The organism is Cronobacter sp. HA18006, from assembly GCF_011605445.1.
GTDB classification, from domain to species: domain Bacteria; phylum Pseudomonadota; class Gammaproteobacteria; order Enterobacterales; family Enterobacteriaceae; genus Cronobacter; species Cronobacter sakazakii.
The window spans coordinates 511,193-536,736 of sequence record NZ_JAANQB010000020.1; the positions used below are offsets into that span (position 1 = coordinate 511,193).

Genomic DNA, 25,544 nt, shown 5'->3' on the forward strand with positions numbered 1-25,544 from the left:
AGCGTTATTCATTAAAAAAATAAAGGCCTATGCTTACCTCAACGAAACAAAGGAGGCCAACAATGAGTCACTTCGACAAACACGATTTAAGCGGTTTTGTGGGTAAACATCTGGTCTACACCTACGACAACGGCTGGAACTACGAGCTGTACATTAAAAACGACAACACCATCGACTACCGCATCCACAGCGGCATCGTCGGCAACCGCTGGGTGAAAGATCAGCGCGTTTATATCGTCCGCGTGGGCGAAAACATCTATAAAGTCTCCTGGACCGAACCGACCGGCACCGACGTGAGCCTGATTGCTAACCTCGGCGACCGTCTGTTCCACGGCACGATTTTCTTCCCGCGCTGGGTGATGAACGATCCGAAGAAAACCGTCTGCTTCCAGAACGAGCATATCGAACAGATGGAAGCCTACCGCGAAGCCGGCCCGGCTTACCCGACCGAAGTGATCGACGAATTCGCCACCATCACATTTGTGCGCGACTGCGGTGCCAATGACGAAAGCGTCATCGCCTGCCCGGCAAGCGAACTGCCCGCGGATTTCCCGAACAACCTGCGTTAATCCTGCCCCTTACGGCCTGCCACCCGGCGGGCCGTTTTTTCACCGCCCTTCTCTGGTCAAACTGTGACCGCGCTCTCATGGTCTACGCTTAAGGCACTACCGTTTCGTCGCAGGTGCCCGCGCCTGTTCAGAGAAAGGATTATCCCGCCTGTGAAAAATAAGACCTACCGCTCCCCCGCGCGCGCGAACGGCTACGCGGGCCTCGGCGATTACGCCGTTATCGGCGAAGGCCGCTCGGTGGCGCTTATCGCGCCGGACGGCGCAATCGACTGGTGGTGCGTGCCGAATCTCGATTCGCCGCCGCTGTTTGACCGCATTCTCGACGCGCCCCTGGGCGGCTATTTCGCGCTGACGCCGGAGGAAGCGTGGGAGATGTCGCGCAGCTACCGCGAGAACAGCAACGTGCTGGAGACGCGCTATAAAACCGCCTCCGGCGAAGTGCTGATTACCGAATCCATCAACAGTACGTTCGCAGGCCGCCTGCCCTGGAGCGAGATGGCGCGCCGCGTTGAAGGCATTAAGGGCCATGTGCGTCTGAATCTGGTTTTTAAGCCCGGCACGCGCGCCCGCACCTGTTCGCCGTGGCTGGATCACGTGCAGGAGAAAACGATTTTCCACCTGGACGATTTAATGGTCGCGGTGCGCTGTACGGATGATGTGCAAACCGACTACTGCGACGATACAGGCATGCGCGGCACGCTCACCACCTCGCCCGGCTCGCGCTCGCTGATAGCGCTGGTGGCGACCGAAAAGGAGCCGCTGGCGGTGCCGCCGCTTGAAAAAATCGACCAGCGCATCGAAACCAGCGACCACGCCTGGCGCGACTGGGCAGAAAACCTCTGCTGGAACGGCCCGTTTGAGCATCACGTGAAGCGCTCGGCGCTGGCGCTCAAATTCCTCTGGTACGCGCCGACCGGGGCGCTGGCGGCATCCGCCACCACGTCACTGCCGGAGGGCATCGGCAAGGAGAAAAATTATGACTACCGCTACGCGTGGGTGCGCGACGCCTGCCTGATTATCAAATCGTTTGTCTATCTGGGGTCGCTTGAAGATTGTAAGGCGGCGTTTTCCTGGCTTACCTCGACGATTATCCGCCACGACGGCCACCTGCGCGCCTGCTATACGCTGGAAGGCGGCCTGGTGCCGGAGGAGCGCTACCCGCAGCTCGAAGGTTACCAGGGCACGCAGCCGGTGCGGGTTGGCAATAACGCGCGCGATCAGTTTCAGCCGAGCATGTATGGCGATCTGCTCGGCACCGCGCGGCTGTTCGTTGAGATGGGGCATGTGCTCGATCTCGCCACCTCGCGCCTGCTCGGCCATCTGGCGAACCACTGCGCCGATCGCTGGCGGCTGCCCGATTCCGGCATCTGGGAGTTGCCCGAGGAGCGTCACTATACGCACTCGAAAATGGCCTGCTGGCTGGCGCTCGATCAGGCCGTGGCGCTGGCGGAGATTGGTCATATCGAGCCGACATGGAAAGGCCGCTGGGCGCGCGAGCGCGACCGCATCAGCGAGTGGATTGAAACCCACTGCTGGAGCGAGAGCCGCCAGGCGTACACCTTCTACGCGGGCAGCGAGACGCTCGACGCCGCCATCAGCCTCACCCACTATTACGGCAGCAAAATTAACCGCAAGCGGATGCTATCCACACTTGAGGCGATTTATCAGGAGCTCGGCCATAACAGCCCGATGCTCTACCGCTATTCGGGCGTCGAGGTGGAAGAGAGCACCTTTGTGGCCTGCGCCTTCTGGCGCGTCGAGGCGCTGGCGGAGCTGAAAAAGCGCGACCAGGCGCAGGAGGAGATGAAAGAGATTCTCGACACGCTGTGTCAGAGCGGCAACGTGCAGATCTTTAATGAGATGTACGACACCCGCACCGGCGGCTGGCGCGGCAACATGCCGCTCGGCTTAAGCCATCTGTCGCTTATCTGCGCCGCCAACGCGCTGGCCTGCGACAATCCGGGGCACAGGATTTAAGCCCATCAATAATAAAAAAGGGAGCCGAAGCTCCCTTTTTTATTTATACCCAATCAGTTATTCACCGGAATAACCGCGCCTTTATATTTGGTGCGGATCCAGTCCTGAATCTGTTTGGAGTGCAGCACGTTGACCAGCGCCACGATATCTTTTTTCTTCTCGTCACCTTTATGCACGGTGATGATGTTGGCGTACGGGTTGTTCTCGCCGCTTTCCACCGCGATCGGATCTTTCACCGGGTCGAGGCCCGCGTCGATGGCGTAGTTGGCGTTAATCACCACCGCGTCGCCTTCGTCGTTGTTATACATCTGCGGCAGCAGGGAGCCTTCCACGTTCGGCAGGAAGTTGAGCTTTTTCGGGTTCTCAACGATATCGCTGATGCGCGCGTCCACTTTGTTCACGCCCGGCTTCAGCTTGATGACGCCTTCACGCTCGAAAATAGAGAGGATGCGGCCCTCTTCCGCCACGGCGTCACGCATGATGACTTTGCCGCCTTCCGGCAGATCTTTCAGGGATTTGTATTTTTTGGAGTAGATGCCGATAGGCTCGATGTGAATCGCGCCCGCGCTCACGAAATCATAGGTTTTATCGTCAGCGTGATCTTTCAGCACGCTGTTCAGATACGGGATGTGCTGGAAGTAGTTCGCGTCGATGTCGCGGCTCGCCAGCGCCGTGTTCGGCAGGATGTAATCCTGGAACGGGCGGATTTCCAGATCGATGCCCTGCTTAGCCAGAATCGGCTTCGCCTGCTCCAGAATTTCCGCGTGCGGCACGTTGGACGCGCCCACGGTCAGGGTGTCGGCCCAGGCGGAAACGCTCAGGGTGGCGGCGGCAATCAGCGTCAGTACTCTTTTCATGATGTGTGTTCTCTGTTGTTGTTAGCGTTTATCTAAATAAGAGGTTAAGGCGTCACCGATGAACTGAATGATGAAGACGATCACCAGTATAGCGACCGTCGCCACCAGCGTGACGTCGTTATGGTTACGCTGGAATCCTTCCAGATAAGCGAGATTCCCGAGCCCGCCTGCGCCAATCACCCCGGCCATCGCGCTGTAGCTCACCAGCGCAATCAGGGTGACGGTAATTCCCGAGACCAGCGCCGGGGACGATTCCGGCAGCAGCACGCGGAAAATCAGCGTGCTCATGCGCGCGCCCATCGAGCGGGTGGCTTCAATTACGCCTTTATCGACTTCGCGCAGGCCAATCTCCACCAGACGCGCGTAGAACGGCGCGGCCCCGACAATCAGCGCCGGCAGCGCGGCGTTCGCGCCAAGAATGGTGCCGATAATCGTTTTGGTAAACGGGATCAGCAGCACTATCAAAATGATGAACGGGATGGAACGGAACACGTTCACCACGATGGAGATAACGCCATAGACCAGGCGATTTTCAAACAGCCCGCCGCGCGCCGTTAAGAACAGCGCCAGCCCCAGCACAATACCGAGCACAAAGGTGGCGACGCCCGAGAGCGCGGTCATGTAGAGCGTCTCCTGGGTGGCGGCCAGGAGCTGGTCAATCTTCAGATGGGGAAACAGGGACTCAAGCATGTTTGATAACCTCGCAGTGGATCTCATGCAGGCGTAAATCGGCGAGGATATTCTCAAGCTGTTCCGGCGTCGCCACCACATGCAGCCAGAGCTGACCAAACACGCCGTGGGCGGTCTGGGTCATTTTGCCGTGCAGAATATTAAAAGGCAGACCGTAGCGCAGCGTCAGCTCGCCAACGACCGGCTGGTGGGTGCTGTGCCCGACAAACGTCAGTTTGATCACCGCGCCGTTAAGCTCGCCCGCAAGCGTCGGATCGAACGCGTCGTCGGCCCCTTCCTGGCTAATCTGGCGCACAAACTGGCGTGTAATGGGCTGCTGCGGATGGGTGAAGACCTGCAACACGTCGCCCTCTTCCACCACGCGGCCGTTTTCCATCACCGCCACGCGATCGCAAATCTTGCGCACCACATGCATCTCATGGGTGATCAGCACAATGGTGAGCCCGAAGCGGCGGTTAATGTCCTGGAGCAGATCGAGAATTTGATCGGTGGTTTGCGGGTCGAGCGCCGAGGTGGCCTCGTCGCACAGCAACACATCCGGGCGGTTGGCGAGCGCGCGGGCGATGCCGACGCGCTGTTTCTGCCCGCCGGACAGGCGCGACGGATAGGCGTTTTCACGGCCTTTCAGCCCGACCAGATCGATAAGCTCCGCCACGCGGGTTTTGATTTCCGCTTTCGGCACGCCCGCGATTTGCATCGAAAAGGCGATGTTTTCGCTGACGGTACGCGACCAGAGCAGATTAAAGTGCTGGAACACCATGCTGATTTTCAGGCGCGCCTGACGCAGCGATTCGCCGCGCGCGGCGGAAATCTCTTTACCCGCCACGGTCACGCTGCCGGACGTCGGTTTTTCGAGGCCATTTAACAGGCGAATCAGGGTGCTTTTCCCCGCGCCGCTATAGCCGATAATGCCGTAGATTTGTCCCCGCTCGACTTCCAGGTTGACCTCATCTACCGCCGTAATGGTGTCCTTACCCTGATGAAACAGCTTCGAGATGTTCCTTAAAACTATCATAAGGTTTTACTTTCCTTCAGCGGCGCGCGAGGCGCAGGCTTTCTGACTTTCAGGCTTATCCTGGAGGAATATACCGAAAGGCCTGAATGTAAACATGAATAAAAGAGAATGTTATATAACAGATGATTCTAAACCGCACCAGAAAGCGGTGAAGGAAGCCAGCGCGCGGCCTGACGGGGCTTTCTAATAAAAAAACGCAGGCTAACCGCGCCTGCGTTTTTAATGACGGATGAAGCAGAAATCAGGTGCCGATCATGCCGCCATCGGCTTTCACGATAACGACGGTCGAGGAGCGCGGACGGCCGGCTTTATCGCCGTCGGGCCAGCTTGATACTGCCGTCGGATGCTGCGGATCGCTCAGCCCTTCGCCCGGCTCGCCAGGGTGCTGGATGTTAATAAACAGCGTCCGGTTATCCGGCGTGAACGCGATGCCGGTGATTTCGCAGCCGCGCGGGCCGGTCAGGAAACGGCGAAACTCGTTGGTGCCGGGGATCGTCGCCACCATCTGGTTGTTGCCCATGCCTTCGTAATCTTTGCGGTTGATGGTCGATGACGACACATCGGTCTGGATCCACAGCACGCCGCGATGATCGAAGCTCAGGCCGTCGGCGCTGCCGAATTCCGCGCCTTTCATGCTGCCTTTGGCTTCCGGTTTGTCGGTATCGGTGCGACCGCCCATCACCAGAATATCCCAGGCAAACGCCAGCGCGGTCGGATCGCCGTTCTCCTCCAGCCAGTGCATGATGTGGCCGTAAACGTTTTTGGCGCGCGGGTTGGCCGCATCCACCGGCGCTTTGCCTTCCTTGCCGCGATCGCTGTTGTTGGTGAGCGTGCAGTAAACGCTGCCGGTGTGGTACGGATCGACCGCAATCCACTCCGGGCGGTCCATTTTGGTGGCGCCCACGGCGTCTGCCGCCAGACGGGTTTTGATCAGCAGGTCGCCCTGGTTTTCAAAGCCTTTGCTGGTGTCGAGCCCGTTCTGGCCGAACACCAGCGGCAGCCACTCGCCTTTGCCGTCGTCGTTAAATTTCGCCACATACAGCGTGCCTTTCTCCAGCAGGTGCATATTGGCTTTGCGATCCTGCGGGTTGAATTTGCCTTCCGAGACAAATTTATAGATGTATTCGAATTTCTGGTCGTCGCCCATATAGACCACAACGCGGTTATCCGGCGCGAGCGTCACCGCCGCCCCTTCGTGCTTGATGCGGCCAAGCGCGGTGTGCTTGCGCGGCACCGAATGCGGATCGTACGGATCGATTTCCACCACCCAGCCGAAGCGGTTCGGCTCGTTCGGTGTGGCGTCAACGCTAAAGCGCTTATCCACTTCGTTCCAGCGGTAGGAGTCGTCGCTGTCGCTGATGCCGTAGCGTTTTTCCAGCGGGTTCATCTCCGCTTTCTTCACGAAAATATCGGACCAGTTCTCTTCGCAGGTCAGGTAGGTGCCCCACGGCGTAAAGCCGTTGGCGCAGTTCTGCATGGTGCCGAGAATAGTTTCGCCTTTCGGATCGTCAGCCGTTTGCATCAGCGGGTTGTGCAGCGCCGGACCGGTGATTTTCATCGGCGTGTTAACGGTGATGCGGCGCGCGAAAGAGGACGGACGCACCACTTCCCAGCCCTGGGCCGCTTTTTTCACTTCAATGACCGACACGCCCATCGCGTTCTGGCCTTTCAGCGCTTTATCGGCGCTCCAGTTGGCATCGCCATCTTTAAACAGCAGACCGTTGTCGATGTATTCATGGTTCATGGCGAGCAGGCCGTGATCGGCGCTGTGCCCGCCCTGCGGCAGGCTAAACCACGCCATGCCGTCGTGATGCATCCCGGCCTGCGCCGCCTGCTCTTCCGTGGTGTTGCTGCCGTCGGTTTTAAAAACCGGCAGATTCCCGGCAAGCCCGGTGGCGTCGCCCCATTTGTAGAAGGGCTTCGCGATGTAGCCTTCCGGCACGATAACGGTATCTTCCGTGGAAACCGGCAGACTGGTGAAACCGAGCGCCGTGGCTTTGCCGAGATTGCCGCTCGCGTTCGAGACCGCTTTCGCCAGCGCGTTTTCCGGTTTCAGCAGAAACGGGAACGCTGCCGCAGCACCGGCGACCGCGCCGGCCTGTAACAGGCGGCGGCGCGACAAATAGACTTCCGCGACCTGCGAGAACGCGCGGTTATCGCTCGGGTTGCTGATCTCTTCACTATGCTCACGTTTGAATAAGGTTTTTAACGGTCTGCCCATTGCGGTTTCCTTTCGAAAAATCGATTTCAAGGGGAATCATTTTTATGCACGTGAGGCTACGGAAAGTTTGTTACAGAAATATAACAATTGTCATAAAAAACCGGCGATAAAATCACCTGTGGTCGGGGCGCGGTTTCAGGTATGATGCGAGGCCAGACCCCGCGGCGACAGGCGTCGTCGGGGTTGTCCTTTATTCAGAACCGAGCGCGTCAATGAGAGTCACCCCGGCCAACACCCTTGAATCCATTATCTTTTGCCTGCTGTTTATTTTTTTCTTTATGAATATCCCGCCGGTGCTTTTCGCGCTGCTGCATACCGCCGAGCTACGCGACGTCGCCGCCGTGGTGAACGTGGTGCCATTCCTGGATGACTTTAATGCCTATTTTATTGAGCTGGCGGTGGTGTCAGTTATCTGTTCGCTGATAACGACCGTGGCGGGCAGAGCGCTGTGGGCGCGCTGGGGCAGATGAAACAAACAACGGGAAGAGACGCTGGCGCAGGCGCGCCAGCGTGAAGCCGCATCAGATAGAGGTGCGGCGGTAGCTGCGGTATTCCGGCAGCCAGAAGTTTTCCTCAATGGCCTGTAACAGCGCCTCGGCGGAGGTTTTCACCGCCACACCCTGCTGCTGCGCCATTTTGCCTACCGCGAACGCGATATCCTTCGACACCTGCTGAATATCCGTCAGCGGCGGCAGCACCAGACCGCTGCCGGTATTGACCAGCGGCGAATGCGAGGCCAGCGCTTCACTTGCCGCCATCATCATTTCATCGGTCACGCGCAGCGCGCCGGACGAAATAATCCCAAGCCCGATGCCGGGGAAGATATAGGCGTTGTTGCACTGCGCAATCGGGTAGGTTTTCTCTTTCACCGTCACCGGCTGGAACGGGCTGCCCGTCGCCACCAGCGCCGCGCCGTCGGTCCAGTTCAGGATGTCGTGCGGCGTCGCCTCGACGCGTGAGGTCGGGTTAGAGAGCGGCATAACAATCGGGCGGGCGCAGTGCTTGTGCATCTCGCGGATGATCTCTTCGGTGAAGAGCCCGGTCTGGCCAGAGACGCCGATGAGAATGTCCGGTTTGGCGTTGCGCACCACATCCAGCAGCGAGATCGAATCGCTCTGCGTATCCCAGCCCTGCAGGCTGTCGCGTTTTTGCACCAGCTTCGACTGGAACGACAGCAGGTTTGGCATGTTGTCGGTCAGCAGGCCGAAACGGTCGACCATAAAGACACGGGCGCGCGCCTGTTCGTCGCTTAAGCCGCCTTCGGTGCGCATCCACGCGATGATCTGCTCGGCGATGCCGCACCCGGCGGAGCCTGCGCCGAGGAAGACGATTTTCTGCTCGCTGAGCTGGCTGCCCGCCGCGCGGCTCGCGGCAATCAGCGTGCCGAGCGTCACCGCCGCGGTGCCCTGAATATCATCGTTAAAGCAGCAGATCTCGTCGCGATAGCGCTCAAGCAGCGGCATCGCGTTTTTCTGCGCGAAATCTTCAAACTGCAACAGCACGTTCGGCCAGCGCTGTTTCACCGCCTGGATAAAGTCATCAACGAACGCGTAATACTCGTCATCGGTGATACGCGGGTGACGCCAGCCCATATAGAGCGGATCGTTCAGCAACTGCTGATTGTTGGTGCCGACATCCAGCACGATAGGCAGCGTATACGCCGGGCTGATGCCGCCGCAGGCGGTGTAGAGCGAGAGCTTGCCGATAGGAATGCCCATGCCGCCGATGCCCTGGTCGCCGAGGCCGAGAATACGCTCGCCGTCCGTCACCACGATCACTTTGATGTTATGGATAGGCACGTTCTGCAGGATGTCATCCATGTTGTGCCGGTTCGGCCAGGAGATGAACACCCCACGGGCGCGGCGGTAAATTTCGGAAAAACGTTCGCAGGCCGAGCCCACCGTCGGGGTGTAAATGATGGGCATCATCACCTCAAGATGGTTTTCCAGCAGGCGATAAAACAGGGTTTCGTTGGTGTCCTGGATGTTGCGCAGGTAAATGTGTTTATCAATATCCGTTTTGAAATCTTCAAACTGTCGCCACGCGCGCTCCGCCTGCTCTTCAATGGTTTCCACCACTTCCGGCAACAGCCCCAGCAGGTTGAAGTTGCTGCGCTCCTCCATGCTGAAGGCGCTGCCTTTATTCAGCAGCGGGAACTCCAGCAGAACGGGGCCTGCGTAGGGAATGTAAAGCGAACGGTTTTTTTTGTGTTTGATTTCCATCTGTCTCACTCTTTTTTGCGCGGCAGAAGCCTCACCATTGGCTTTCTGGGAGCCGCGTCGGAACGGGCGGATTACCATAGCGGCACATAGTGTATAAGAAAGCGGCCCGGCACTCTTCCCTTAATGGACAGATTTGTCGCATCAATACCATGCAATTTATTCATCATGAAGAATTTGGGGGAGCCGCGCTCCCCCGTGAGCGGTGTGGCCGTCAGGCCAGCGAAGAATCGGGCGATTTTTCAAGCGCCGGGCGCGGGCGGCCCTGGAGCGTGAAGAACGAGATAACGGTAAAGCCAAGCGTAATCAACCCAAGCACCAGATAGGTCTGCTGGAAGCCCACGGTGTCATACATCCGGCCCGCCCAGGTGGAGAGCACGACGCCGGAGAGCTGTTTGGAGAGATTAAAGCCCACCAGAAACAGCGTGGCGGAAAGGCGCGGATCAAAAACGGCGGAAATGTATTTAAACGTGCCCACCAGCAGGAACGGCAGCTCAAACATATGCAGCGTTTTGAGGATGATCACCTGCCAGTCGGCGGTGGCGAATGACGAGCCGATAATGCGCATCGACATAATCGCGCCCGCGATAAGCAGCGCGTTTTTGCTGCCAATGCGGTTGATGATAAACGGCGTGAAGAACATCACGGTGGCGTTAAGCAGCTCGCCGCCGGTGGTAACGAAGCCGAAAATCTGGGTGCCGCGCTCGGGGCTTGAGAAAAAGCCTTTAAAGAAGTTGGCGAACTGCTGGTCAAAGACGTCATACACGCTCGCCACGCCCACCACATAGATGATAAACGCCCAGAAGCTGCGCATTCTGAACAGCTCGCTGACGAGCTTCATCGAGAACGCCTGGCTGGTCTCCTTCGTGCCGGAGATCAGGTTGCCGCTCTCCCCCGCCGGGCGCGAAAACCACAGTACACCCGCCAGGATCAGCGCGCACGCCGACGCCACCCAGAAGATGATATTGGGGTTCACGCCAAACAGCATACCGGTCATCGAGGCGCACAGCGCCCAGCCCACGCAGCCGGAGACGCGCACTTTGCCATATTCAAAATTATTGGCGCGGCTGACGCGCTCAATGTACGCCTCCACCGCGCCGGAGCCGCTTGAGAAGACAATCCCCAGATAGCAGCCGCCGACAAACGCCCCAACCCAGATGTTAAACGCCAGCAGCGGCTTGAGCACAAAGATAAAAAACGGCGCAAACAGCACCAGCAGGCCGGTTATCGTCCACAGCAGGTGTTTGCGCAGCCCGAGTTTGTCAGACACCAGGCCAAACACCGGCTGGAAGATAATCGCGAACAGCGAAATACACGAGAAGACAATGCCGGTATCCGTTTTACTGAGATGCGCGACATCCGCCAGCCACACCGGGAAAAACGGAAAGTAGGCCGACATAATGAAGTAGTAGAAAAAGAAGAACAGCAAAAAGAATATGAAGTTCTGTTTTTCAACCGGGGTCAGGGCAGGCTTATTCATCTTTCACCTTCTGTGTGGAGGTTGTTTTTGTTGTTAACGCCGGGGCGCGCCCCGGCGGTCGCGCCCTGTCAGCCTTGCCGTCTGCGCAGGGTAAAGCGGTAGCGGTATTCCCGCGCGGTCAGCAGATATTCCGGGTGCACGCTCGGTGTCCAGGAGTCATCGCCGCCAACGCCCATATGGAAGCCATCAATGGTCAGCCAGATACCCGCCTCCGGCTGCAATTTATGCCAGTGGCTGGTTTCCATCAGCTGACGCGTGCCGTAAGGGCTTAGCGAGAAATGAAACTCGCCTTCGGCCTGCCAGCCGTTCCAGTTAAGCTCGCGGGTGTTGCAACGCAGGCCGTTTTCGCCAGGGAAGATATACGGCGTGGTGAGCTCTGAAAGCGGCAGCGTCCAGCGCGAGAAGCACGCGCTGCTCAGGCGGTCCGGGTAATTTTCATGCGGGCCGAGGCCGAGCCAGCTTGCCGTCTCTTCGCCGCCGCGCAACTGGCAGACGACACCCACGCGCGGCAGCGGCGGCAGTGCGGTGCTGCGCGCGATGTCGATATCGCAGTGCAGCGCGCCCTGGTTATCCACCACCATGCGCCAGCGGCTGAGAATAGCCGGGCCGTCCGCCACGCCTTTTACGAAGTACGCGTGCTGCGCGACGATCTCCACGCCGTCGCGGGTGGTCTGCGCGTCGCAGGCCAGGCAGCGGTGTTCGGTGTTATACAGCCCGGCGGCTTTCCAGCGCTCCACCCAGGCGTTCGGATCGATGCGTTCCACTTCGCTGACGCCGATATCGTTATCGATCGGCGCGCGGATGAACTGATCGGCAAGCGGCGTCAGCATCTGATCCACGCCGTCGTCGCTCCACTGTATCAGTTGACCGCTGGCGCGGCTCACGCGCCAGGTCTGACACCCGTGGCGAATGACAAATTCCGCGTCGGTGATCTCAAGCTGCGGCGCGTCGCCTGCCGCAACCGGCTCCGGCAGCGCGAGCGGTGCGGCGAGCGGCCATTGCGCCCAGGCGCTGAGATGCCCTTCCGGCGACCACGGCGTCGCCTGCGGCTGTTCAACGCGCACATGCAGCCAGATTTCCTCGTCGCCCGCGCGGGCGCTAAAGCCTGTGTCGCTGAGCGTCAGCACGCGGGACGCCTGCGGGCCGAGCTCCAGCGTCAGTTCCCCGCTCAGGCGCGTCTCGCCGCGCGCCTCGATGCTCCACAGCAGGCGCTCGTTGTCGCTCTCGCGGAACAGGTATTCGCTGGTCACCTCGATTTGCAGCGGGTTTTCGCTCACCAGACGGAACTGGAAGAACTGCTGCTGATGCTTCGCCTCAAAGAGCGCCGGGTGCGGCGTGCGGTCCGGGAAGACCAGGCCGTTCATGCAGAACTGACGGTCGTTCGGCGTGTCGCCGAAATCGCCGCCGTAGGCCCACCAGCGGCTGCCGTCAGGCTCGACGCGCGTAATGGCCTGGTCGGCCCAGTCCCAGATAAAGCCGCCCTGCAGGCGCGGATACTGGCGGAACGCGGCCCAGTAATCGGCAAAATTCCCGAGGCTGTTGCCCATCGCGTGCGCGTATTCACAGAGGATCAGCGGGCGGGTTTCGCCAGGCATTGAAATCCACTTTTTGATCGACCATTTCGGCACCGCAGGAATCAGCTGGTCGGTCTCCACGCGCGCGTACATCGGGCAGATGATGTCGGTCGCGCGGGTATCCGCCCCGCCGCCTTCATACTGCACCGGGCGCGTCGGGTCCTGATGCTTGATCCAGTTATAGAGCGCGGTGTGGTTCGCGCCGTTGCCCGACTCATTGCCGAGCGACCAGATAATAATGCTCGGGTGGTTACGGTTGCATTTCACCATGCGCGTGACGCGCTCGCTGTACGCGCCAAGCCACACCGGATCGTCCGAAAGACGGCTCATCGGCTCCATGCCGTGGGTTTCGATATTGGCTTCGTCCACCACGTACAGCCCGTAGCGGCTGCACAGCTCATACCAGCGCGGCTGGTTGGGGTAGTGCGAACAGCGCACGGCGTTGAAGTTGTTCTGCTTCATCAGCAGGATGTCCTGCACCATCGCCGCCTCGTCCACCGCCTGGCCTTTTTCCGGGTGATGCTCGTGACGGTTAACGCCGCGGATCAGCAGCGGCTGGCCGTTAAGCGTCAGCAGGCCGTTGTTGATTTCCACGCGACGAAAGCCGACGTCGTGCGCCTCAGAGACCAGCGGCATGCCGTCGGCGTCCAGCAGCGTCACCACCGCGCGATACAGATGCGGCGCTTCGGCGCTCCACAGCAGCGGGTTGTCAACGTCAAGCGAGAGCGTGACGCGCTCCGGGTAGTTGCCGCGCTCATCAATCGGGGCGGAGCCGAGCGGCAGCGTCTGGCTCGCCACTTCGTTTTCACCGCGCCACAGCGCGAGAGTGACGCTAAGCCCACGCGCGGCGGGCGTCACTTCCACCTCGCTGAACAGCGTGGCGTGACGCAGCGACGGCGCAAGCTCAGTATGCACGCGCACATCGGCCAGCGCCTGCTCCGGGAGATGCAGCAGGCTGACCGGGCGGAAAATGCCGCTCATGCGCCACATATCCTGATCTTCCAGATAAGTGCCGTCCGACCAGCGCAGCACCAGCACGCACAGGCGGTTGCGGCCCGCGTGCAGCACGCCGGTAAGATCGAATTCCGCCGGCAGGCGGCTGTCCTGCGAATAGCCCACCCACTGACCGTTACACCAGAGATAAAACGCCGAATTCACGCCGCCAAAGATAATGCGCGTGCGGCCCGTCTCCAGCCACGCCTGCGGCACCTCGATATCGCGCGAATAGCAGCCGGTCGGGTTGTCGTCCGGCACAAACGGCGGATTTACCGGGATCGGGTAGCGCACATTGGTGTAGATCGGCGTGTCGTAGCCTTCCATCTGCCAGTTTGACGGCACCGGCGTGGCGCGGGCGTCGCTGAGATCCGCCGCCAGCCAGACTTCAGGCACCTGGTGAGGGCTGGCGAAAAAGCTGAACTGCCATTCGCCGTCGAGCGACAGCACGGCGTCGGACGGCTCTCCCCGGCGCGCCCGATCGGCGTCGCGCCAGCCGTGCAGCGGCGTATGGGACGGCAGACGGTTGACGCTGGTGATCGCCGGGTTCTGCCAGTCGTTGCGGGCAAGGATCGTCGCCAGCGGGCGCGTCTGAAGTTCGTTAAAAGCGGTCGTGGTGGGGTTTTCTGTCATGATGGTTCCCTGGAAACAATAAAAATGTCGTGCGCTAACATAAAGGATCAGCATGGCGGGAAACCGGACAGATCGCGAATAGCGGCGTTGCAGAATGCTGTCCTGGATCACATCACAGCGCATGCGGGATCGTGAATTGCGATCTGCGTCACAGCGATGATGTTAGCGCACGACATTACGCGCCAGAAATTGACTTTATCGCGCGCCATCGCCGATGATTCAGGCTACACAGGCAGAGGAATGGCGATGAAAAAACGACTCAGCACGCTGGATGACGTGGCGCAGAAAGCCGGGGTGTCGCACCAGACGGTGTCGCGCGTGCTTAATAAGCCGCAGATGGTTTCGCCCGCGACGCGCCAGCGGGTGCTGGAGGCGATGGACGCCTTACAGTTTGTGCCAAACCGCAGCGCGCAACTGCTGGCCGGGAAAGCCACCCGCACGCTCGGGTTTATCACCGTTTCTCTGGCGCTGCATGCGCCCTCGCAGATTGCCGCCGCCATTAAAAGCCACGCCGCGCGGGCGGACTACAGCGTGGTGATCGCCACGCTGGAAACCGGCACGCTGGCGGAGTTGCAGCGCTCGCTCAATGAAATGCGCGCGCAGAAAGTGGATGGCGTCATTATCAACCTGCCGCTCGGGGCGGAAGCGGCCGCAAGCCTCGTTAACGACAACAGCGATCTGCTGTGCCTGTTTCTCGACGTGCCCGCCGACAGCGACGTCTTTCACGTAAGCTTTGACCCGCGCGACGGCTCGCGCCAGAGCGTGGAGTTTCTGCTGAACGGCGGGCATCAGCGCATCGCGCTGCTCGCGGGGCCCGAACATTCGGTGGCGTCCGGCATGCGTCTCGCCTGCTGGCAGGACGTGCTTAGCGCGCATGGTCTGGCCCCCTGCGCGGTTTTACACGGCGACTGGAGCTCGAAAGACGCCTGGCAGCAGACGCTGAGCCTGTTCCGCACCCGGCGCGATATCACGGCGCTGGTGGTGGCGAACGATCAGATGGCGTTCGGCGCCATGAGCGCGCTGGATGAGCTGGGCCTGCGCGTGCCGCAGGATGTCTCGGTGATTGGCTATGACGACACGCCGGACAGCGCCTATTTCATTCCGCCGCTTACCACCGTCGAGCAGGATTTCAACCGGCTGGGCGCGCAGGCGGTGAGCCGCATGGTGGCGCGCCTCACGGGACACGGCGAGAGCGGATCTGCCCTGCTGCCGACCCGCTTTATCGAGCGCCGCTCCACCGCGCCGCTGGGCGACCGCAACGCCTCTCGCGAACGGCTGCTCGATGAGATGGCGCGCCTGGTGAAAGCCCTGCGCGAGTGCTGAGCCTCAGCGCGCTTTATCTTCCTGCTTCATTCGCGCGCGGATGCCGCCGTCAATGGTCGTAGTGTCCGCCATCGGCGTATAGATAGCGCCGGTCGTCGGGGCCAGCGGCTGCGCTTTTTCCACCGAGCGGTTAATCACTTTCGCGGAGAGTTTTTCCGTCATATCCGGGAACAGATGGTGCGATAAATTCGACGAGCGCGCCTTCCAGCCCACCGGGATCTCCTCTTGCGGTTTGAAGCAGGCTTTGACCATCGCGTCGATGACTTTCTCCGGCGAATCCATCGCGGCCATGCGCGGCGCGTGGCCGGTATAGTTGGCGGCGTGGGTCCACCACGGCGTATCCACCGCCCACGGCATGATGGTCGCTACTTTGATGTCGTGGTAATCGTTAAGCCGCAGCTCTTCGTTAATGGTGCGACCGAGGCTCAGCACGGCGGCTTTGGTGGCGGCGTAGCTCGACTGAAACGCCAGCGGCACTTCGCTGTCCACCGAGCCGGTGTTAATCAGCACGCCGAAGCCCTGGGCGATAAAATGTTTCATCGCCACGTGCGCGCCGTAAATCACGCCTTTCAGGTTCACATCCACCAGCCGCTCATGATCGGCTATCGGGATCTCCCAGAACCAGCCGAGCGCCCCGATACCGACGTTATTGATCCAGACGTTAATCGGCCCGAAGCGCGCGATCGCCGCCTGCGCCAGGCGCTCCACCTGATCCGGCTGGCTGACGTCTGTTTCCACCGCCAGCGCGTGGCCGTTGTCAGCGTTAATCTCCTGCGCCAGCACTTCCAGCGCCTCGCCCCGACGCGCCGCCAGCACGACGTTCGCGCCGCGTTTTGCGAGCGCCAGCGCAGCCCCGCGGCCAAAACCGCTCGACGCCCCGGTGATAACGATAGTGGTGTTGATCATTCGTTTTTCAGACATAGCGGCCCCTCTTTTTATCAGCAGATTGCCGCGCCGCTTCAGGCCCGAAGGGCGGCGCGGCCCAGCTTTCAGTCTGGACCGGGATGCGCAGAACGCAAAAAGATGGGCTTGTTATTCGCCAGCTGAACCTGAAATTAAAACCGGTTCGTTTGAGGGGAGACGGGTATTAGGGATTTGGTATGGGCGTGGGGTGGAATTAAACAGTATCTTTTGAGTTATGATACCAGGTGAAGTCAGCGCGGTTCAGCCCAGATGTGAATGCAAGCAATCACAATACAAATTGTACAAACAGATAAAGCGTCATTCAGGGAGAACAAAGATGAGTTTTGAGCGAAAAAAGGAACGTGCACTTACCATGATGGAAAGTAAAAACATGTGGCGCAGCAACTATGCCCCTCCTCTGTTGCGTCTGTTATGGAAGTCAGGATTAAAAATCCCTCCCTTACCTTTCGCGCCGTTCTGGCAAGTAACATTAATTATGGGATTCGGGTTTAGCCTTGTATGGGGGCTCGTTATGTGGTTTTTCACATGGCAAGCAATGGGCGTCCAACCTTCCTCGGCGATATTAAGGAGTCTCGCAGGTGGGCTTCTGTTTGGCATAATCATGGCAGCGTTTCATAGCTGGCGTAAAAAGGCCAATAATTTGCCTGACTGGAAAGACCTGTAAATGGCTCAGTATCGCTTAAAGCCCGGTCATGCTAAAAGCGCCTCATACCAAATGGGCGTCATCACTTTCGCACCTGTCTTAGTGAGACTGTTTCACGCGGTTAATCAATGATGGCTGGCTTAGCCGTGACGTGTGGCCTGAAAGAAACCTCTTGCGATACATCCATTCTTTCGGTTTCGCTGACAAAAAAGGATGGCGCCAGGCCATCCTTTTTCTTTCAGGGAAAACGCCGACCACTCAGGCCTCAGGCGCGCAGACCGCCCGCCAGCAGCGTAAACACCTCGATCATTTTCGGCAGCGCTTCTTCGGGTTCCGGGCTTGCGGCCACCCAGAGCGCGGCATTGAGCGCCGCGCCGTTCAGCAGCCGCGCGGCGGCGTCGGCGTCCACCGGTTTGATTATCCCGCGCGCCATCATGCTGATAACCGTCTCGCGCGTGGCGTCGAGGCAGCTATTCTGGCTCGGCCACTGCGCCGGATCGCCGAGAAACGCCGGGCCATCCAGCAGCACAATGCGCCGCACCTCTTCATCCAGCGCCATCTGAATATACGCCACGCCTTCGGCGATGAGCGTTTCCCACGGGTCTTCGACGCCTGCCGCGGCCGCTTTCGCGCGCTGCGCCATCTCGCCATCCACCTGGGCGACCACGGCGGCGAGCAGCCCTTTTTTATCGCCGAAATTATGATACAGCGCGCCGCGCGTCAGCCCGACGCTGGCGGTGAGCTCATCCATTGAAGCCGCCGCAAACCCTTTCTCAGCAAACGCCTTTCGCGCCGCCGCGATGAGTTTCGCGCGGTTTTCTTCCATGGTGTCGATGCGCCGTTTTGCGGCCATAGGATCTCCTTTTCACATACGCGACGTATTTCAATTGACATACGCGGCGTATGTGTAATGATTATTCACATACGCGGCGTATATTAAATGAATTCCCGGCAAGGCGCACCCGGCTTCTTGCCCAACATTAACAGGACACTCTATGACTTCTCGCGAACCTATCTTCCCCGCTAACCGTCATGCGTTGTATGAAGAACACGGTTATTCCGCCGCCATCCGTAGCGGCGATCTGCTGTTTGTTTCAGGCCAGGTGGGCAGCCGTGCCGACGGCACGCCGGAGCCCGATTTCGACGCGCAGGTACGCCTCGCGTTTGAGAACCTGCGCGCAACGCTCGCCGCCGCCGGTTGTACCTTTGACGATTTGGTGGATGTCACCACGTTTCATACCGATCCTGAGCGCCAGTTCCCGGCCATTATGGCGGTTAAACAGGCTATTTTCCCGGCATCGCCGTACCCGAACTGGACCGCGGTCGGCGTGAACTGGCTGGCGGGCTTTGATTTTGAAATCAAGGTGATTGCCCGTATCCCGGACGGGCCGCGCGCGTAAAAAAAAGGATGGCTCAGGGCCATCCTTTTTATCAGCCACTGTACGTTACAGGCCGCGGCGCGCCATTAACAGCGCCAGATCCACCAGCCGGTTTGAGAAGCCCCATTCGTTATCATACCAGGCGAGGATTTTGACCATGTTGCCGCCAATCACCAGCGTTGAGAGGCCGTCGATAATGGATGAGCGCGGGTCGCCGCGGTAGTCGCTGGAGACCAGCGGTTCATCGCTGTAGCCGAGAATGCCTTTCAGCGGTCCTTCCTGGGACGCCTTCAGAAACGCGGCGTTGACCTCTTCCACGGTGACATCGCGGGCGAGCGTGACGGTGAGATCGACAATCGACACCACCGGCACCGGTACGCGCAGCGAGTAGCCGGTCATGCGGCCATCGAGTTCAGGGATCACTTTACCAATCGCCTTCGCCGCCCCGCTGGAATACGGCACGATGGAGAGCGCCGCCGCACGCGCGCCGCGCAGATCTTTCTCCGGCTGGTCGTGGAGCGCCTGGCTGTTGGTGTAGGCATGGGTAGTGTTCATCAGGCCGTGCTGAATGCCGAATTGCTGATGCAGCACCTGGGCTGCGGGCGCAAGACCGTTGGTGGTGCAGCTACCGTTGCTGACCACGCGGTGCAGCGCCGGATCGTACTGCTCATGGTTAACGCCCATCACGATGGTCAGGTCGTCGTTTTTCGCCGGGGCCGAAATAATGACGCGTTTCGCGCCGCCTTTGGTGATATGCGCTTCGGCCTGGACTTTATCGGTAAAGAAGCCGGTGGCTTCGATAACAATTTCCACGCCCACGCTGCTCCACGGAATATTGCCGGGGTCGCGCTCGGAGAAGACGCGGATGGCGCGCCCGTCGAGCTTCAGCTCGCCCTCGCCCGCTTCTACGGTCGCCGGCAGCGTGCCGAGCAGGGAGTCATGTTTCAGCAGATGCGCCAGGGTTTTGCTGTCGGTGAGATCGTTAATCGCCACCACCTGAAACGCCTCATTGCCCAGCGCGGCGCGTAGTACGTTGCGGCCGATACGGCCAAATCCGTTAATGCCTACTTTAACCATGATGAAGCTCCTCTGTTAACGTTCTGAAGAGAGTGTGTAACAGAGGGCGAATGGCGTAAATGACGAGATTAGATCACTTTACGCCATCATGCGTGCGCAGAAGCGTTCGCGGTAGTCGGACGGCGTGAGATGCAGATTGCGCTCAAAGACGCGGCGCAGGTTGATAGCGTTGCCGAAACCGCACTGCGTCGCGACCTGCTCAATACTTTCGCTCCCCTGCTCCAGGCGCTGGCGGGCGGCGTCAAGGCGCGCCTCCTCCACATAGCGGGCGGGCGACACGCCGGTTTCGCGCGTAAAGACACGGGTGAAATTGCGCGGGCTCATCGCCACATGCTCTGCCAGCCGCTCAACGCTGAGATCCTGCGCCAGGTTCTCAAGGATCCAGCCCTGGAGATCGCGGATCGGGCCTGGCGTTTTCGCCTGAGTCAGCAGATAGCGGCTGAACTGTGACTGGCCGCCGGGGCGGCGCAGATACATCACCAACTCCTGCGCGACGTTGCGCGCCAGCTCAAAACCGCCGTCTTCTTCCAGCAGCGCCAGCGTCAGATCAAACCCGGAGGTTACGCCTGCCGACGTCCAGATATCGCCGTCCTGCACGTAAATCGGCCCGCGCTCCACCGTCACCGCCGGGAAGCGCGCGGCGAGCGTATCAAGCAGCCGCCAGTGGGTGGTGGCGCGCCGCCCGTCCAGCAGACCGGCCTGCGCGAGCAGCAGCGCCCCGCCGCACACCGAGACCACGCGCCGGGCATACGGTGCCGCCTGTGACAGCCACTGCGCCACCTGGTCGCCCTCTTCTTCCGTCAGCCCGCGGCCCGTCACCATGATGGTGTCAAAAGGCGTGTGCGGCGCGAGATCGCACAGGCGGTGCTCCGCCAGCAGCTTAAAGCCGGAGGCACCGTGTATAACGTGGTGCGGCTGGGTGGTGGCAAGCGTCACCTGATAATGCGGCTCAGGGGCATCCGCAGGCCGCAACTGGTTGGCCCGGGTAAAGATATCGGCGATGCCGGTGGCTTCCAGCAACATGCCCCCTTCCGGGGCGATAATCAGAATAGTTTTCATGTCCTGAAAAATACGCTTTATACAAATTAAGTCAACACAGGCGCTTAACCGTATGGCGGTTACAGAGTGTGTGATGGCGTGGTCTCCCTGGCATTGAGCGCAGATAACGCTTTGTGGGATAAGTAGAATCGCAGGGAATAAAAGGAATGCGGGTTTTAGTGAGAGGGGAAACAGAGCGCGCTGATGTTATCGCGAGGCCGCGTTTTACTTAAGGAAATTCCCGCCGCTGGCGCAGCGGGGTTGACGTTACTGCCGCGATTGCCAGTCGCGCTCGCAGTGCTCTTTCGCTTCGGCCAGGAGATCGCGCAGCTCCGGCGCGCCGTCGCTGTAGCCGTAATCCATCGTGCTGCTGGCGGCCTGCTGCTCCTGCTGCGCGGCAAAACGGATCTCATCCTGCTGCGGCTGCCATTCACCGTTATCGTCACGCACTAACCGCGTGGCATATTGCGGCTGTTTGTCATCCTCGCCGTAGATTTCATATTTACACTCAGGCGCGTTTTCCGGCCCAAATTCCAGGGTATCGATCAGATGCGGCTGTGCCATCGTGCCTCCTTCAACAGATTAAAAATAAAGGGTAGTACAGGGAAGCGGAATGTGCCGGAGCCGTGTAGAATAACCGAAGCGCGGGACGGGAGATAAATAAGGAAAATCGTCATGCTGAAAAAAGCTATTTTCTTTTTCATTGAGCCGTATTTACCTTACGTCGCCCTTTTCTTCATTGTGCTCGGCGGTGTTATTTTTCATTATGTTGTTCCCGAGCACGCGGGCGCATTAACGTTTATGTGGCTGGTGCATGTGCTGTACTGGTTTGTGAAATATGTGCCCTCTTATATCAGGTTTAAATAATAAGACGCACACAGATAATGCCTCTGCGCCACTAATGCGCAGAGGCTCAACATTTAATGAGTTTTAAGCAGCGTGAGTTTACCGTCGGGGGTTTGTCTGTAGAGTTTACCATTTAGACCAAAAAACACTTTACTACTATAATCCCCTCCAACCCTCATCACGACATCATTATAAATACAATTTTCATCACTTTTAATATCATCGAAACAATTATAATCGTCTATAGTGCCATCGTTACTGCCTGTCGGTGCCGCGACATACCCTCCGAAATACATGATGGTGATTGTAAAGTCTTCAGGGTTATCGATTAAATGATATTTTTCTTGCAGGTTATCTTTGTTTTTATTCCACCAGTCAATCTTACCCCGATCTGTGAACGGCGGATGATTAATATATACTTTACCATCAACCACCCTAATTATTTCTGTTGGCGCAAAAAAATCCCAGCAAAACCATGCAACACATATTAACAACAAAGCCAAAAGAATTTTCTTAAGCATTATATTCACCTGCAATGGTTATTTTAGCTTCAAAATTTGTAAAAAATGGTTTAAAGCCGAATTTATTGAACCTCTGCAAGACAAACCAGATTCTAAAGAAAGTAAAGGCATTAAATTGTACTTTACTGATATCATCAGTATCAAGCCCAAAATGATCCTGACCTTTAAAACGAATAACAGCAATGTATTTTTTATTATTCAGAACCAGCGAGTCAATAGATATTTCTGTACTATTGACATCATGTATGGAAATTCCCAAACCGTTAATGCATGAATGCCAACCAACAAATTTAGGCAAGTGCACACTCGTAAAAGGCTTTGTAAAATGATCTTTTGTTAATACATACTTATCAAAATTATGTCTGTCAAGAATATATTTGATAGTACCTACTGCACTTGTATTACTTTTATCCTGGGTTATAACTTTTCTATACGCTTCATTCATCTGTAAATCATAATAATCCGCACCATCTTTGTAATGCATATGGTCAATTAATCTGGCGATAAGGCCTTTATATGTGCCGACAAAAGAGAAAGCCTTGGACTGCGTTTTCATATCATTAAAAAGCATTTCAATCACTCTCTCTTTCGTATAAGGCGCAAGGCGGCGCAGCGCCGGGTGATCATAGGGAGAACGATAGGTACAATAATCAATAAAGGGTGACACCTGATACAGTTTAAAACGCTCCTTAAGCGTTTTCTCATCCAGATCGCCGCACTTCATATCATCAGCGTTGCGATCGTTAAAAGGTTTTTGACTTGTAAAAACAGTTAACGGCTGCGCGAGTCCACTCATTGAATCACATCCTTATATATCCATTGGGTGAAATATCATTATACGCTTTTATTAAGCGGCTCAAACCATTTTCGTTGAAACATGACGAACCGCAAAAAAATTATCTTCTGCAAAATCCCCAATAATATATTTCTTTTTTATAATAGACTGCCGTTATGAATGCCTTCAACTCGCCTCAGTATAAAGCCATGCATTGTTCCTCCCTTCCGCCATAAAACAAAAGAAAACCAATAAAGATAGTGGGATCATTTGCATTACCAATATTACGACTGTTCATTTAGGTCATAAGGCGTTAATTATCATTGGCAATTAATATATTAACCTCTCAGGACAACCCCAAGCGGCAACACTGAATACCGCATAGATGATGATATTTACTTACAAACCTCAGACGGAAAGATACAGCATATCCGCGAAAGGCCTACGTCGCTTACAGATGTTGAAATAAAAACAATCCCAACCCCCCCTCTCCTCAAACCGCACCCACGTTTAAGCAGTCGCCCCTCGCCCATGCCACAATAAGTTAACCATTTTTTTACTTCGGAGCGCCGATGCACGCCCTTCACTCTTCTTTCCCACCCGTGTTTGACGGCCATAACGATCTGCTGCTGCGCCTGTGGCTGCGCGCGGAGGCCGAGCCTGTCGGGGCGGTGTTCAGCGGCCTGGAAGGCGGCCATCTGGATTATCCGCGGATGCGCCAGGGCGGCTTTGCCGGCGGGCTGTTCGCGGTGTTTGTGCCGCCGCCGGAGTATGTCGCGCAGATGCGCAATCTGCCGCTGGCGGATGCCGAAACGATGCACGATCCGCTCGCCATTACGCAGGCGCAGATTGGGCTGTTTCACGCGATGGCGCAGGCCTCCGGCGGGAAAATGCGCGTCTGCCGGACGGTGGCGGATATCGAGCAGTGCATGGCGGATGACGTGGTGGCGCTGGTGCTGCATCTCGAAGGCGCGCAGGCGATCGACGCGCAACTGGAGCCGCTCGACACCCTGCTCGCGCAGGGCGTGCGCAGCATTGGGCCGTTCTGGAACACGCCGAACATTTTTGGCGAAGGGGTCTGCGGGCCGTTTCCTGGCTCGCCCGATACCGGCGCCGGGTTAACGCCTGCGGGTAAAGCGCTCATCCGCGCCTGTCGCGAACGCCATGTGCTGGTGGATGTTTCGCATATGAATCAGAAGGCGTTTTTCGATACCGCGGCCATCGGCGGCGGGCCGCTGGTGGCGACCCACTCCAACGCGCACGCGCTCTCCGCGCAGCCGCGCAACCTTACCGATGAGCAACTCGCGGCCATTAAGGCCAGCGACGGGCTGGTCGGCGTGAACTTCGGCACCGCCTTTCTGCGCGCCGACGGGCAGCGCAACGGTGATACGCCCTTATCCGAAATTGTTACGCACGTTGAGTATCTGATTACTAAACTGGGTGAAGACCGCGTGGCGTTCGGATCGGATTTCGACGGCATCAGCCTGCCGGATGCGATGGGCGACGTCACCGGTTTACCGCGTCTGATGCAGGCGCTGGCAGCGGCAGGGTTCGACGCGCCGCTGCTGGAAAAGCTCGCCTGGCGCAACTGGTTGCGCGTGCTCAGGCTCGCCTGGGGAGAATCGCAATAAATGGATAAGCATTTAAGTTGCGATCTCGATCACATTTACGCAACATAAGCGCGCCGGTAATCGGTTTCACCAGGGTGGTAAAAAATCACCCGTTAGATGAGGAGTAAGACTATGACCAAGTGGACTAAACCTGCGTTTGTTGACCTGCGCCTGGGTCTGGAAGTGACCCTGTACATTTCCAACCGTTAATCGCCTGTGCCCGCGGCTTCGCGGGCACCTTTTCTCTTTTCCTTTCCGGTTCTGCACATGCAAATCAAAGTTCTCGGCTCGGCGGCGGGCGGCGGTTTCCCCCAGTGGAACTGCAACTGCGCCAATTGCCAGGGCGTGCGTAACGGCACGATGAAAACGTCCGCGCGTACCCAGTCTTCCATCGCCGTCAGCGATGACGGGAAAAACTGGGTGCTGTGCAACGTCTCGCCCGACATTTGCCACCAGCTTCTCGCCTCACCCGAATTGCATAATCCCGAAGTGCTGCGCGGCACCGGCATCGGCGCGATTATTCTCACCGACAGCCAGATAGATCACAGCGCGGGATTACTCAATTTACGTGAAGGCTGCCCGCACCACGTCTGGTGCACGCCGGAAGTGCATGACGATCTCTGCACCGGTTTTCCGGTCTTCCCGATGCTCTCCCACTGGAACGGCGGGCTGATTCATCACCCGATTGCGCCGCTGTCGCGCTTTCAGGTGCGGGTCTGCCCTGGCGTGCATTTCACCGCCATTCCGCTGCTGAGCAACGCGCCGCCCTACTCGCCGTACCGCGATCGCCCGCTGCCGGGCCATAATGTCGCGCTGTTTATCGAAGAAGAAGGCGGCAAAAGCCTGCTCTACGCGCCGGGCCTCGGTGAGCCGGACGACGCCATTCTGCCGTGGCTTGAGCGCGCCGACGTGTTGCTGATTGACGGCACGCTGTGGCGCGACAACGAGCTTGCCGCCACCGGCGTTGGCCATAACACCGGCAAAGCGATGGGCCATCTGGCGCTGTCGGAAGAACAGGGTCTGGCGGCCTTACTGGCGCGCCTGCCCGCGGAGCGCAAAATTCTTATTCATATCAACAATACCAACCCGATCCTCAACGAGGCGTCCCCGGAGCGCCAGTCCCTGCACCAGATGGGCATTGAGGTGAGCCACGACGGGATGGTAATCGCGCTATAAGAGG

The 25,544-nt window shown here is 58.2% G+C and carries 24 protein-coding genes; 10 read left to right on the forward strand and 14 right to left on the reverse strand.

Annotation, left to right across the window (positions count from 1 at the left end; all coding sequences use genetic code 11):
• Positions 1 to 62: 62 nt before the first annotated feature.
• Complete coding sequence (locus tag G9X48_RS11465) at positions 63 to 569, forward strand: phenolic acid decarboxylase (RefSeq protein WP_004387054.1); 507 nt, start codon at positions 63 to 65, stop codon at positions 567 to 569.
• Between the two features lie 150 nt (positions 570 to 719).
• Positions 720 to 2,546: a glycoside hydrolase family 15 protein gene (locus tag G9X48_RS11470; protein WP_097640816.1), complete on the forward strand. Its 1,827-nt coding sequence runs from the start codon at positions 720 to 722 to the stop codon at positions 2,544 to 2,546.
• A 53-nt stretch (positions 2,547 to 2,599) separates the two neighbouring features.
• Here the strand turns inward: G9X48_RS11470 and G9X48_RS11475 are convergent, their stop codons facing one another.
• The 4 genes from G9X48_RS11475 to G9X48_RS11490 form a co-directional block, all read right to left on the reverse strand.
• A complete protein-coding gene (locus tag G9X48_RS11475) occupies positions 2,600 to 3,403 on the reverse strand; it encodes a MetQ/NlpA family ABC transporter substrate-binding protein (protein ID WP_004387056.1) in 804 nt (267 codons plus the stop codon).
• A 21-nt stretch (positions 3,404 to 3,424) separates the two neighbouring features.
• Positions 3,425 to 4,093, reverse strand: a complete 669-nt coding sequence (locus G9X48_RS11480) for a methionine ABC transporter permease (RefSeq protein ID WP_004387057.1) — start codon at positions 4,091 to 4,093, stop codon at positions 3,425 to 3,427.
• Positions 4,086 to 5,108: an ATP-binding cassette domain-containing protein gene (locus tag G9X48_RS11485; protein ID WP_097640817.1), complete on the reverse strand. Its 1,023-nt coding sequence runs from the start codon at positions 5,106 to 5,108 to the stop codon at positions 4,086 to 4,088. Before G9X48_RS11485 ends, G9X48_RS11480 begins: the two co-directional genes overlap by 8 nt.
• Positions 5,109 to 5,349: 241 nt before the next feature.
• Entirely contained in the window at positions 5,350 to 7,329 is a 1,980-nt protein-coding gene (locus G9X48_RS11490; protein WP_097640818.1) for a PhoX family phosphatase, read from the reverse strand.
• Positions 7,330 to 7,541: 212 nt separating this feature from the next.
• On the opposite strand from G9X48_RS11490, the gene G9X48_RS11495 reads away from it, so the two are divergent.
• Positions 7,542 to 7,799, forward strand: a complete 258-nt coding sequence (locus G9X48_RS11495) for a hypothetical protein (protein WP_097640819.1) — start codon at positions 7,542 to 7,544, stop codon at positions 7,797 to 7,799.
• A gap of 51 nt (positions 7,800 to 7,850) precedes the next feature.
• On the opposite strand, the gene G9X48_RS11500 is transcribed toward G9X48_RS11495, so the two are convergent.
• The 3 genes from G9X48_RS11500 to G9X48_RS11510 form a co-directional block, all read right to left on the reverse strand.
• The gene (locus G9X48_RS11500) at positions 7,851 to 9,551 is read right to left on the reverse strand and encodes an NAD-dependent malic enzyme (protein ID WP_015386970.1); all 1,701 of its coding nucleotides are present in this window, start codon (positions 9,549 to 9,551) and stop codon (positions 7,851 to 7,853) included.
• Positions 9,552 to 9,762: 211 nt separating this feature from the next.
• Positions 9,763 to 11,028: an oligosaccharide MFS transporter gene (locus tag G9X48_RS11505; RefSeq protein ID WP_007781109.1), complete on the reverse strand. Its 1,266-nt coding sequence runs from the start codon at positions 11,026 to 11,028 to the stop codon at positions 9,763 to 9,765.
• Positions 11,029 to 11,096: 68 nt separating this feature from the next.
• Entirely contained in the window at positions 11,097 to 14,228 is a 3,132-nt protein-coding gene (locus G9X48_RS11510; RefSeq protein WP_097640820.1) for a beta-galactosidase, read from the reverse strand.
• Positions 14,229 to 14,474: 246 nt separating this feature from the next.
• Here G9X48_RS11510 and G9X48_RS11515 point away from each other — a divergent pair, with 246 nt between their 5' ends.
• Entirely contained in the window at positions 14,475 to 15,551 is a 1,077-nt protein-coding gene (locus G9X48_RS11515) for a LacI family DNA-binding transcriptional regulator (RefSeq protein ID WP_171964806.1), read from the forward strand.
• A gap of 3 nt (positions 15,552 to 15,554) precedes the next feature.
• Here G9X48_RS11515 and G9X48_RS11520 read toward each other — a convergent pair whose 3' ends face one another.
• Positions 15,555 to 16,472: an SDR family NAD(P)-dependent oxidoreductase gene (locus G9X48_RS11520; protein WP_004386316.1), complete on the reverse strand. Its 918-nt coding sequence runs from the start codon at positions 16,470 to 16,472 to the stop codon at positions 15,555 to 15,557.
• Between the two features lie 319 nt (positions 16,473 to 16,791).
• Between G9X48_RS11520 and G9X48_RS11525 the strand changes: the two genes are divergently transcribed.
• Positions 16,792 to 17,139 (forward strand): DUF6404 family protein, encoded by a 348-nt coding sequence (locus G9X48_RS11525; protein ID WP_012125564.1) that lies wholly within the window; start codon positions 16,792 to 16,794, stop codon positions 17,137 to 17,139.
• 244 nt (positions 17,140 to 17,383) lie between these two features.
• Here the strand turns inward: G9X48_RS11525 and G9X48_RS11530 are convergent, their stop codons facing one another.
• The gene (locus G9X48_RS11530) at positions 17,384 to 17,971 is read right to left on the reverse strand and encodes a TetR/AcrR family transcriptional regulator (protein WP_032989081.1); all 588 of its coding nucleotides are present in this window, start codon (positions 17,969 to 17,971) and stop codon (positions 17,384 to 17,386) included.
• 142 nt (positions 17,972 to 18,113) lie between these two features.
• On the opposite strand from G9X48_RS11530, the gene G9X48_RS11535 reads away from it, so the two are divergent.
• Positions 18,114 to 18,518, forward strand: coding sequence for a RidA family protein (locus tag G9X48_RS11535; RefSeq protein WP_097640822.1), 405 nt, complete (start codon positions 18,114 to 18,116; stop codon positions 18,516 to 18,518).
• 45 nt (positions 18,519 to 18,563) lie between these two features.
• Here the strand turns inward: G9X48_RS11535 and gap are convergent, their stop codons facing one another.
• From gap to G9X48_RS11550, 3 genes are all read right to left on the reverse strand, one after another.
• Positions 18,564 to 19,574 (reverse strand): type I glyceraldehyde-3-phosphate dehydrogenase, encoded by a 1,011-nt coding sequence (gap, locus tag G9X48_RS11540; protein WP_097640823.1) that lies wholly within the window; start codon positions 19,572 to 19,574, stop codon positions 18,564 to 18,566.
• Between the two features lie 78 nt (positions 19,575 to 19,652).
• Positions 19,653 to 20,633 carry a helix-turn-helix domain-containing protein gene (locus G9X48_RS11545; RefSeq protein ID WP_097640824.1) on the reverse strand — a complete coding sequence of 327 codons (981 nt, stop codon included), beginning with the start codon at positions 20,631 to 20,633 and terminating at the stop codon, positions 19,653 to 19,655.
• A gap of 246 nt (positions 20,634 to 20,879) precedes the next feature.
• Positions 20,880 to 21,176 carry a hypothetical protein gene (locus G9X48_RS11550; RefSeq protein WP_004386323.1) on the reverse strand — a complete coding sequence of 99 codons (297 nt, stop codon included), beginning with the start codon at positions 21,174 to 21,176 and terminating at the stop codon, positions 20,880 to 20,882.
• Positions 21,177 to 21,287: 111 nt separating this feature from the next.
• Here G9X48_RS11550 and G9X48_RS11555 point away from each other — a divergent pair, with 111 nt between their 5' ends.
• A complete protein-coding gene (locus G9X48_RS11555; protein WP_054624313.1) occupies positions 21,288 to 21,479 on the forward strand; it encodes a hypothetical protein in 192 nt (63 codons plus the stop codon).
• Positions 21,480 to 21,532: 53 nt separating this feature from the next.
• Here G9X48_RS11555 and G9X48_RS11560 read toward each other — a convergent pair whose 3' ends face one another.
• Both G9X48_RS11560 and G9X48_RS11565 read right to left on the reverse strand, forming a co-directional pair.
• Entirely contained in the window at positions 21,533 to 21,979 is a 447-nt protein-coding gene (locus G9X48_RS11560; protein ID WP_054624312.1) for a DUF943 family protein, read from the reverse strand.
• The gene (locus G9X48_RS11565; RefSeq protein ID WP_097564239.1) at positions 21,972 to 22,775 is read right to left on the reverse strand and encodes a DUF3289 family protein; all 804 of its coding nucleotides are present in this window, start codon (positions 22,773 to 22,775) and stop codon (positions 21,972 to 21,974) included. Before G9X48_RS11565 ends, G9X48_RS11560 begins: the two co-directional genes overlap by 8 nt.
• A gap of 551 nt (positions 22,776 to 23,326) precedes the next feature.
• Between G9X48_RS11565 and G9X48_RS11570 the strand changes: the two genes are divergently transcribed.
• From G9X48_RS11570 to pqqB, 3 genes are all read left to right on the forward strand, one after another.
• The gene (locus G9X48_RS11570) at positions 23,327 to 24,385 is read left to right on the forward strand and encodes a dipeptidase (protein ID WP_097640825.1); all 1,059 of its coding nucleotides are present in this window, start codon (positions 23,327 to 23,329) and stop codon (positions 24,383 to 24,385) included.
• 111 nt (positions 24,386 to 24,496) lie between these two features.
• Positions 24,497 to 24,574 carry a pyrroloquinoline quinone precursor peptide PqqA gene (pqqA, locus tag G9X48_RS11575; protein ID WP_004387125.1) on the forward strand — a complete coding sequence of 26 codons (78 nt, stop codon included), beginning with the start codon at positions 24,497 to 24,499 and terminating at the stop codon, positions 24,572 to 24,574.
• 57 nt (positions 24,575 to 24,631) lie between these two features.
• A complete protein-coding gene (gene pqqB, locus G9X48_RS11580) occupies positions 24,632 to 25,540 on the forward strand; it encodes a pyrroloquinoline quinone biosynthesis protein PqqB (protein ID WP_097640826.1) in 909 nt (302 codons plus the stop codon).
• Positions 25,541 to 25,544 lie beyond the last annotated feature (4 nt).

Bases quoted from the DNA above. Each gene is read 5' to 3' on its own strand.
- G9X48_RS11465 (WP_004387054.1), top strand. From the start codon at position 63: ATGAGTCACTTCGACAAACACGATTTAAGCGGTTTTGTGGGTAAACAT.
- G9X48_RS11475 (WP_004387056.1), bottom strand. From the start codon at position 3,403: ATGAAAAGAGTACTGACGCTGATTGCCGCCGCCACCCTGAGCGTTTCC.
- G9X48_RS11480 (WP_004387057.1), bottom strand. From the start codon at position 4,093: ATGCTTGAGTCCCTGTTTCCCCATCTGAAGATTGACCAGCTCCTGGCC.
- G9X48_RS11485 (WP_097640817.1), bottom strand. From the start codon at position 5,108: ATGATAGTTTTAAGGAACATCTCGAAGCTGTTTCATCAGGGTAAGGAC.
- G9X48_RS11490 (WP_097640818.1), bottom strand. From the start codon at position 7,329: ATGGGCAGACCGTTAAAAACCTTATTCAAACGTGAGCATAGTGAAGAG.
- G9X48_RS11495 (WP_097640819.1), top strand. From the start codon at position 7,542: ATGAGAGTCACCCCGGCCAACACCCTTGAATCCATTATCTTTTGCCTG.
- G9X48_RS11500 (WP_015386970.1), bottom strand. From the start codon at position 9,551: ATGGAAATCAAACACAAAAAAAACCGTTCGCTTTACATTCCCTACGCA.
- G9X48_RS11505 (WP_007781109.1), bottom strand. From the start codon at position 11,028: ATGAATAAGCCTGCCCTGACCCCGGTTGAAAAACAGAACTTCATATTC.
- G9X48_RS11510 (WP_097640820.1), bottom strand. From the start codon at position 14,228: ATGACAGAAAACCCCACCACGACCGCTTTTAACGAACTTCAGACGCGC.
- G9X48_RS11515 (WP_171964806.1), top strand. From the start codon at position 14,475: ATGAAAAAACGACTCAGCACGCTGGATGACGTGGCGCAGAAAGCCGGG.
- G9X48_RS11520 (WP_004386316.1), bottom strand. From the start codon at position 16,472: ATGTCTGAAAAACGAATGATCAACACCACTATCGTTATCACCGGGGCG.
- G9X48_RS11525 (WP_012125564.1), top strand. From the start codon at position 16,792: ATGAGTTTTGAGCGAAAAAAGGAACGTGCACTTACCATGATGGAAAGT.
- G9X48_RS11530 (WP_032989081.1), bottom strand. From the start codon at position 17,971: ATGGCCGCAAAACGGCGCATCGACACCATGGAAGAAAACCGCGCGAAA.
- G9X48_RS11535 (WP_097640822.1), top strand. From the start codon at position 18,114: ATGACTTCTCGCGAACCTATCTTCCCCGCTAACCGTCATGCGTTGTAT.
- gap (WP_097640823.1), bottom strand. From the start codon at position 19,574: ATGGTTAAAGTAGGCATTAACGGATTTGGCCGTATCGGCCGCAACGTA.
- G9X48_RS11545 (WP_097640824.1), bottom strand. From the start codon at position 20,633: ATGAAAACTATTCTGATTATCGCCCCGGAAGGGGGCATGTTGCTGGAA.
- G9X48_RS11550 (WP_004386323.1), bottom strand. From the start codon at position 21,176: ATGGCACAGCCGCATCTGATCGATACCCTGGAATTTGGGCCGGAAAAC.
- G9X48_RS11555 (WP_054624313.1), top strand. From the start codon at position 21,288: ATGCTGAAAAAAGCTATTTTCTTTTTCATTGAGCCGTATTTACCTTAC.
- G9X48_RS11560 (WP_054624312.1), bottom strand. From the start codon at position 21,979: ATGCTTAAGAAAATTCTTTTGGCTTTGTTGTTAATATGTGTTGCATGG.
- G9X48_RS11565 (WP_097564239.1), bottom strand. From the start codon at position 22,775: ATGAGTGGACTCGCGCAGCCGTTAACTGTTTTTACAAGTCAAAAACCT.
- G9X48_RS11570 (WP_097640825.1), top strand. From the start codon at position 23,327: ATGCACGCCCTTCACTCTTCTTTCCCACCCGTGTTTGACGGCCATAAC.
- pqqA (WP_004387125.1), top strand. From the start codon at position 24,497: ATGACCAAGTGGACTAAACCTGCGTTTGTTGACCTGCGCCTGGGTCTG.
- pqqB (WP_097640826.1), top strand. From the start codon at position 24,632: ATGCAAATCAAAGTTCTCGGCTCGGCGGCGGGCGGCGGTTTCCCCCAG.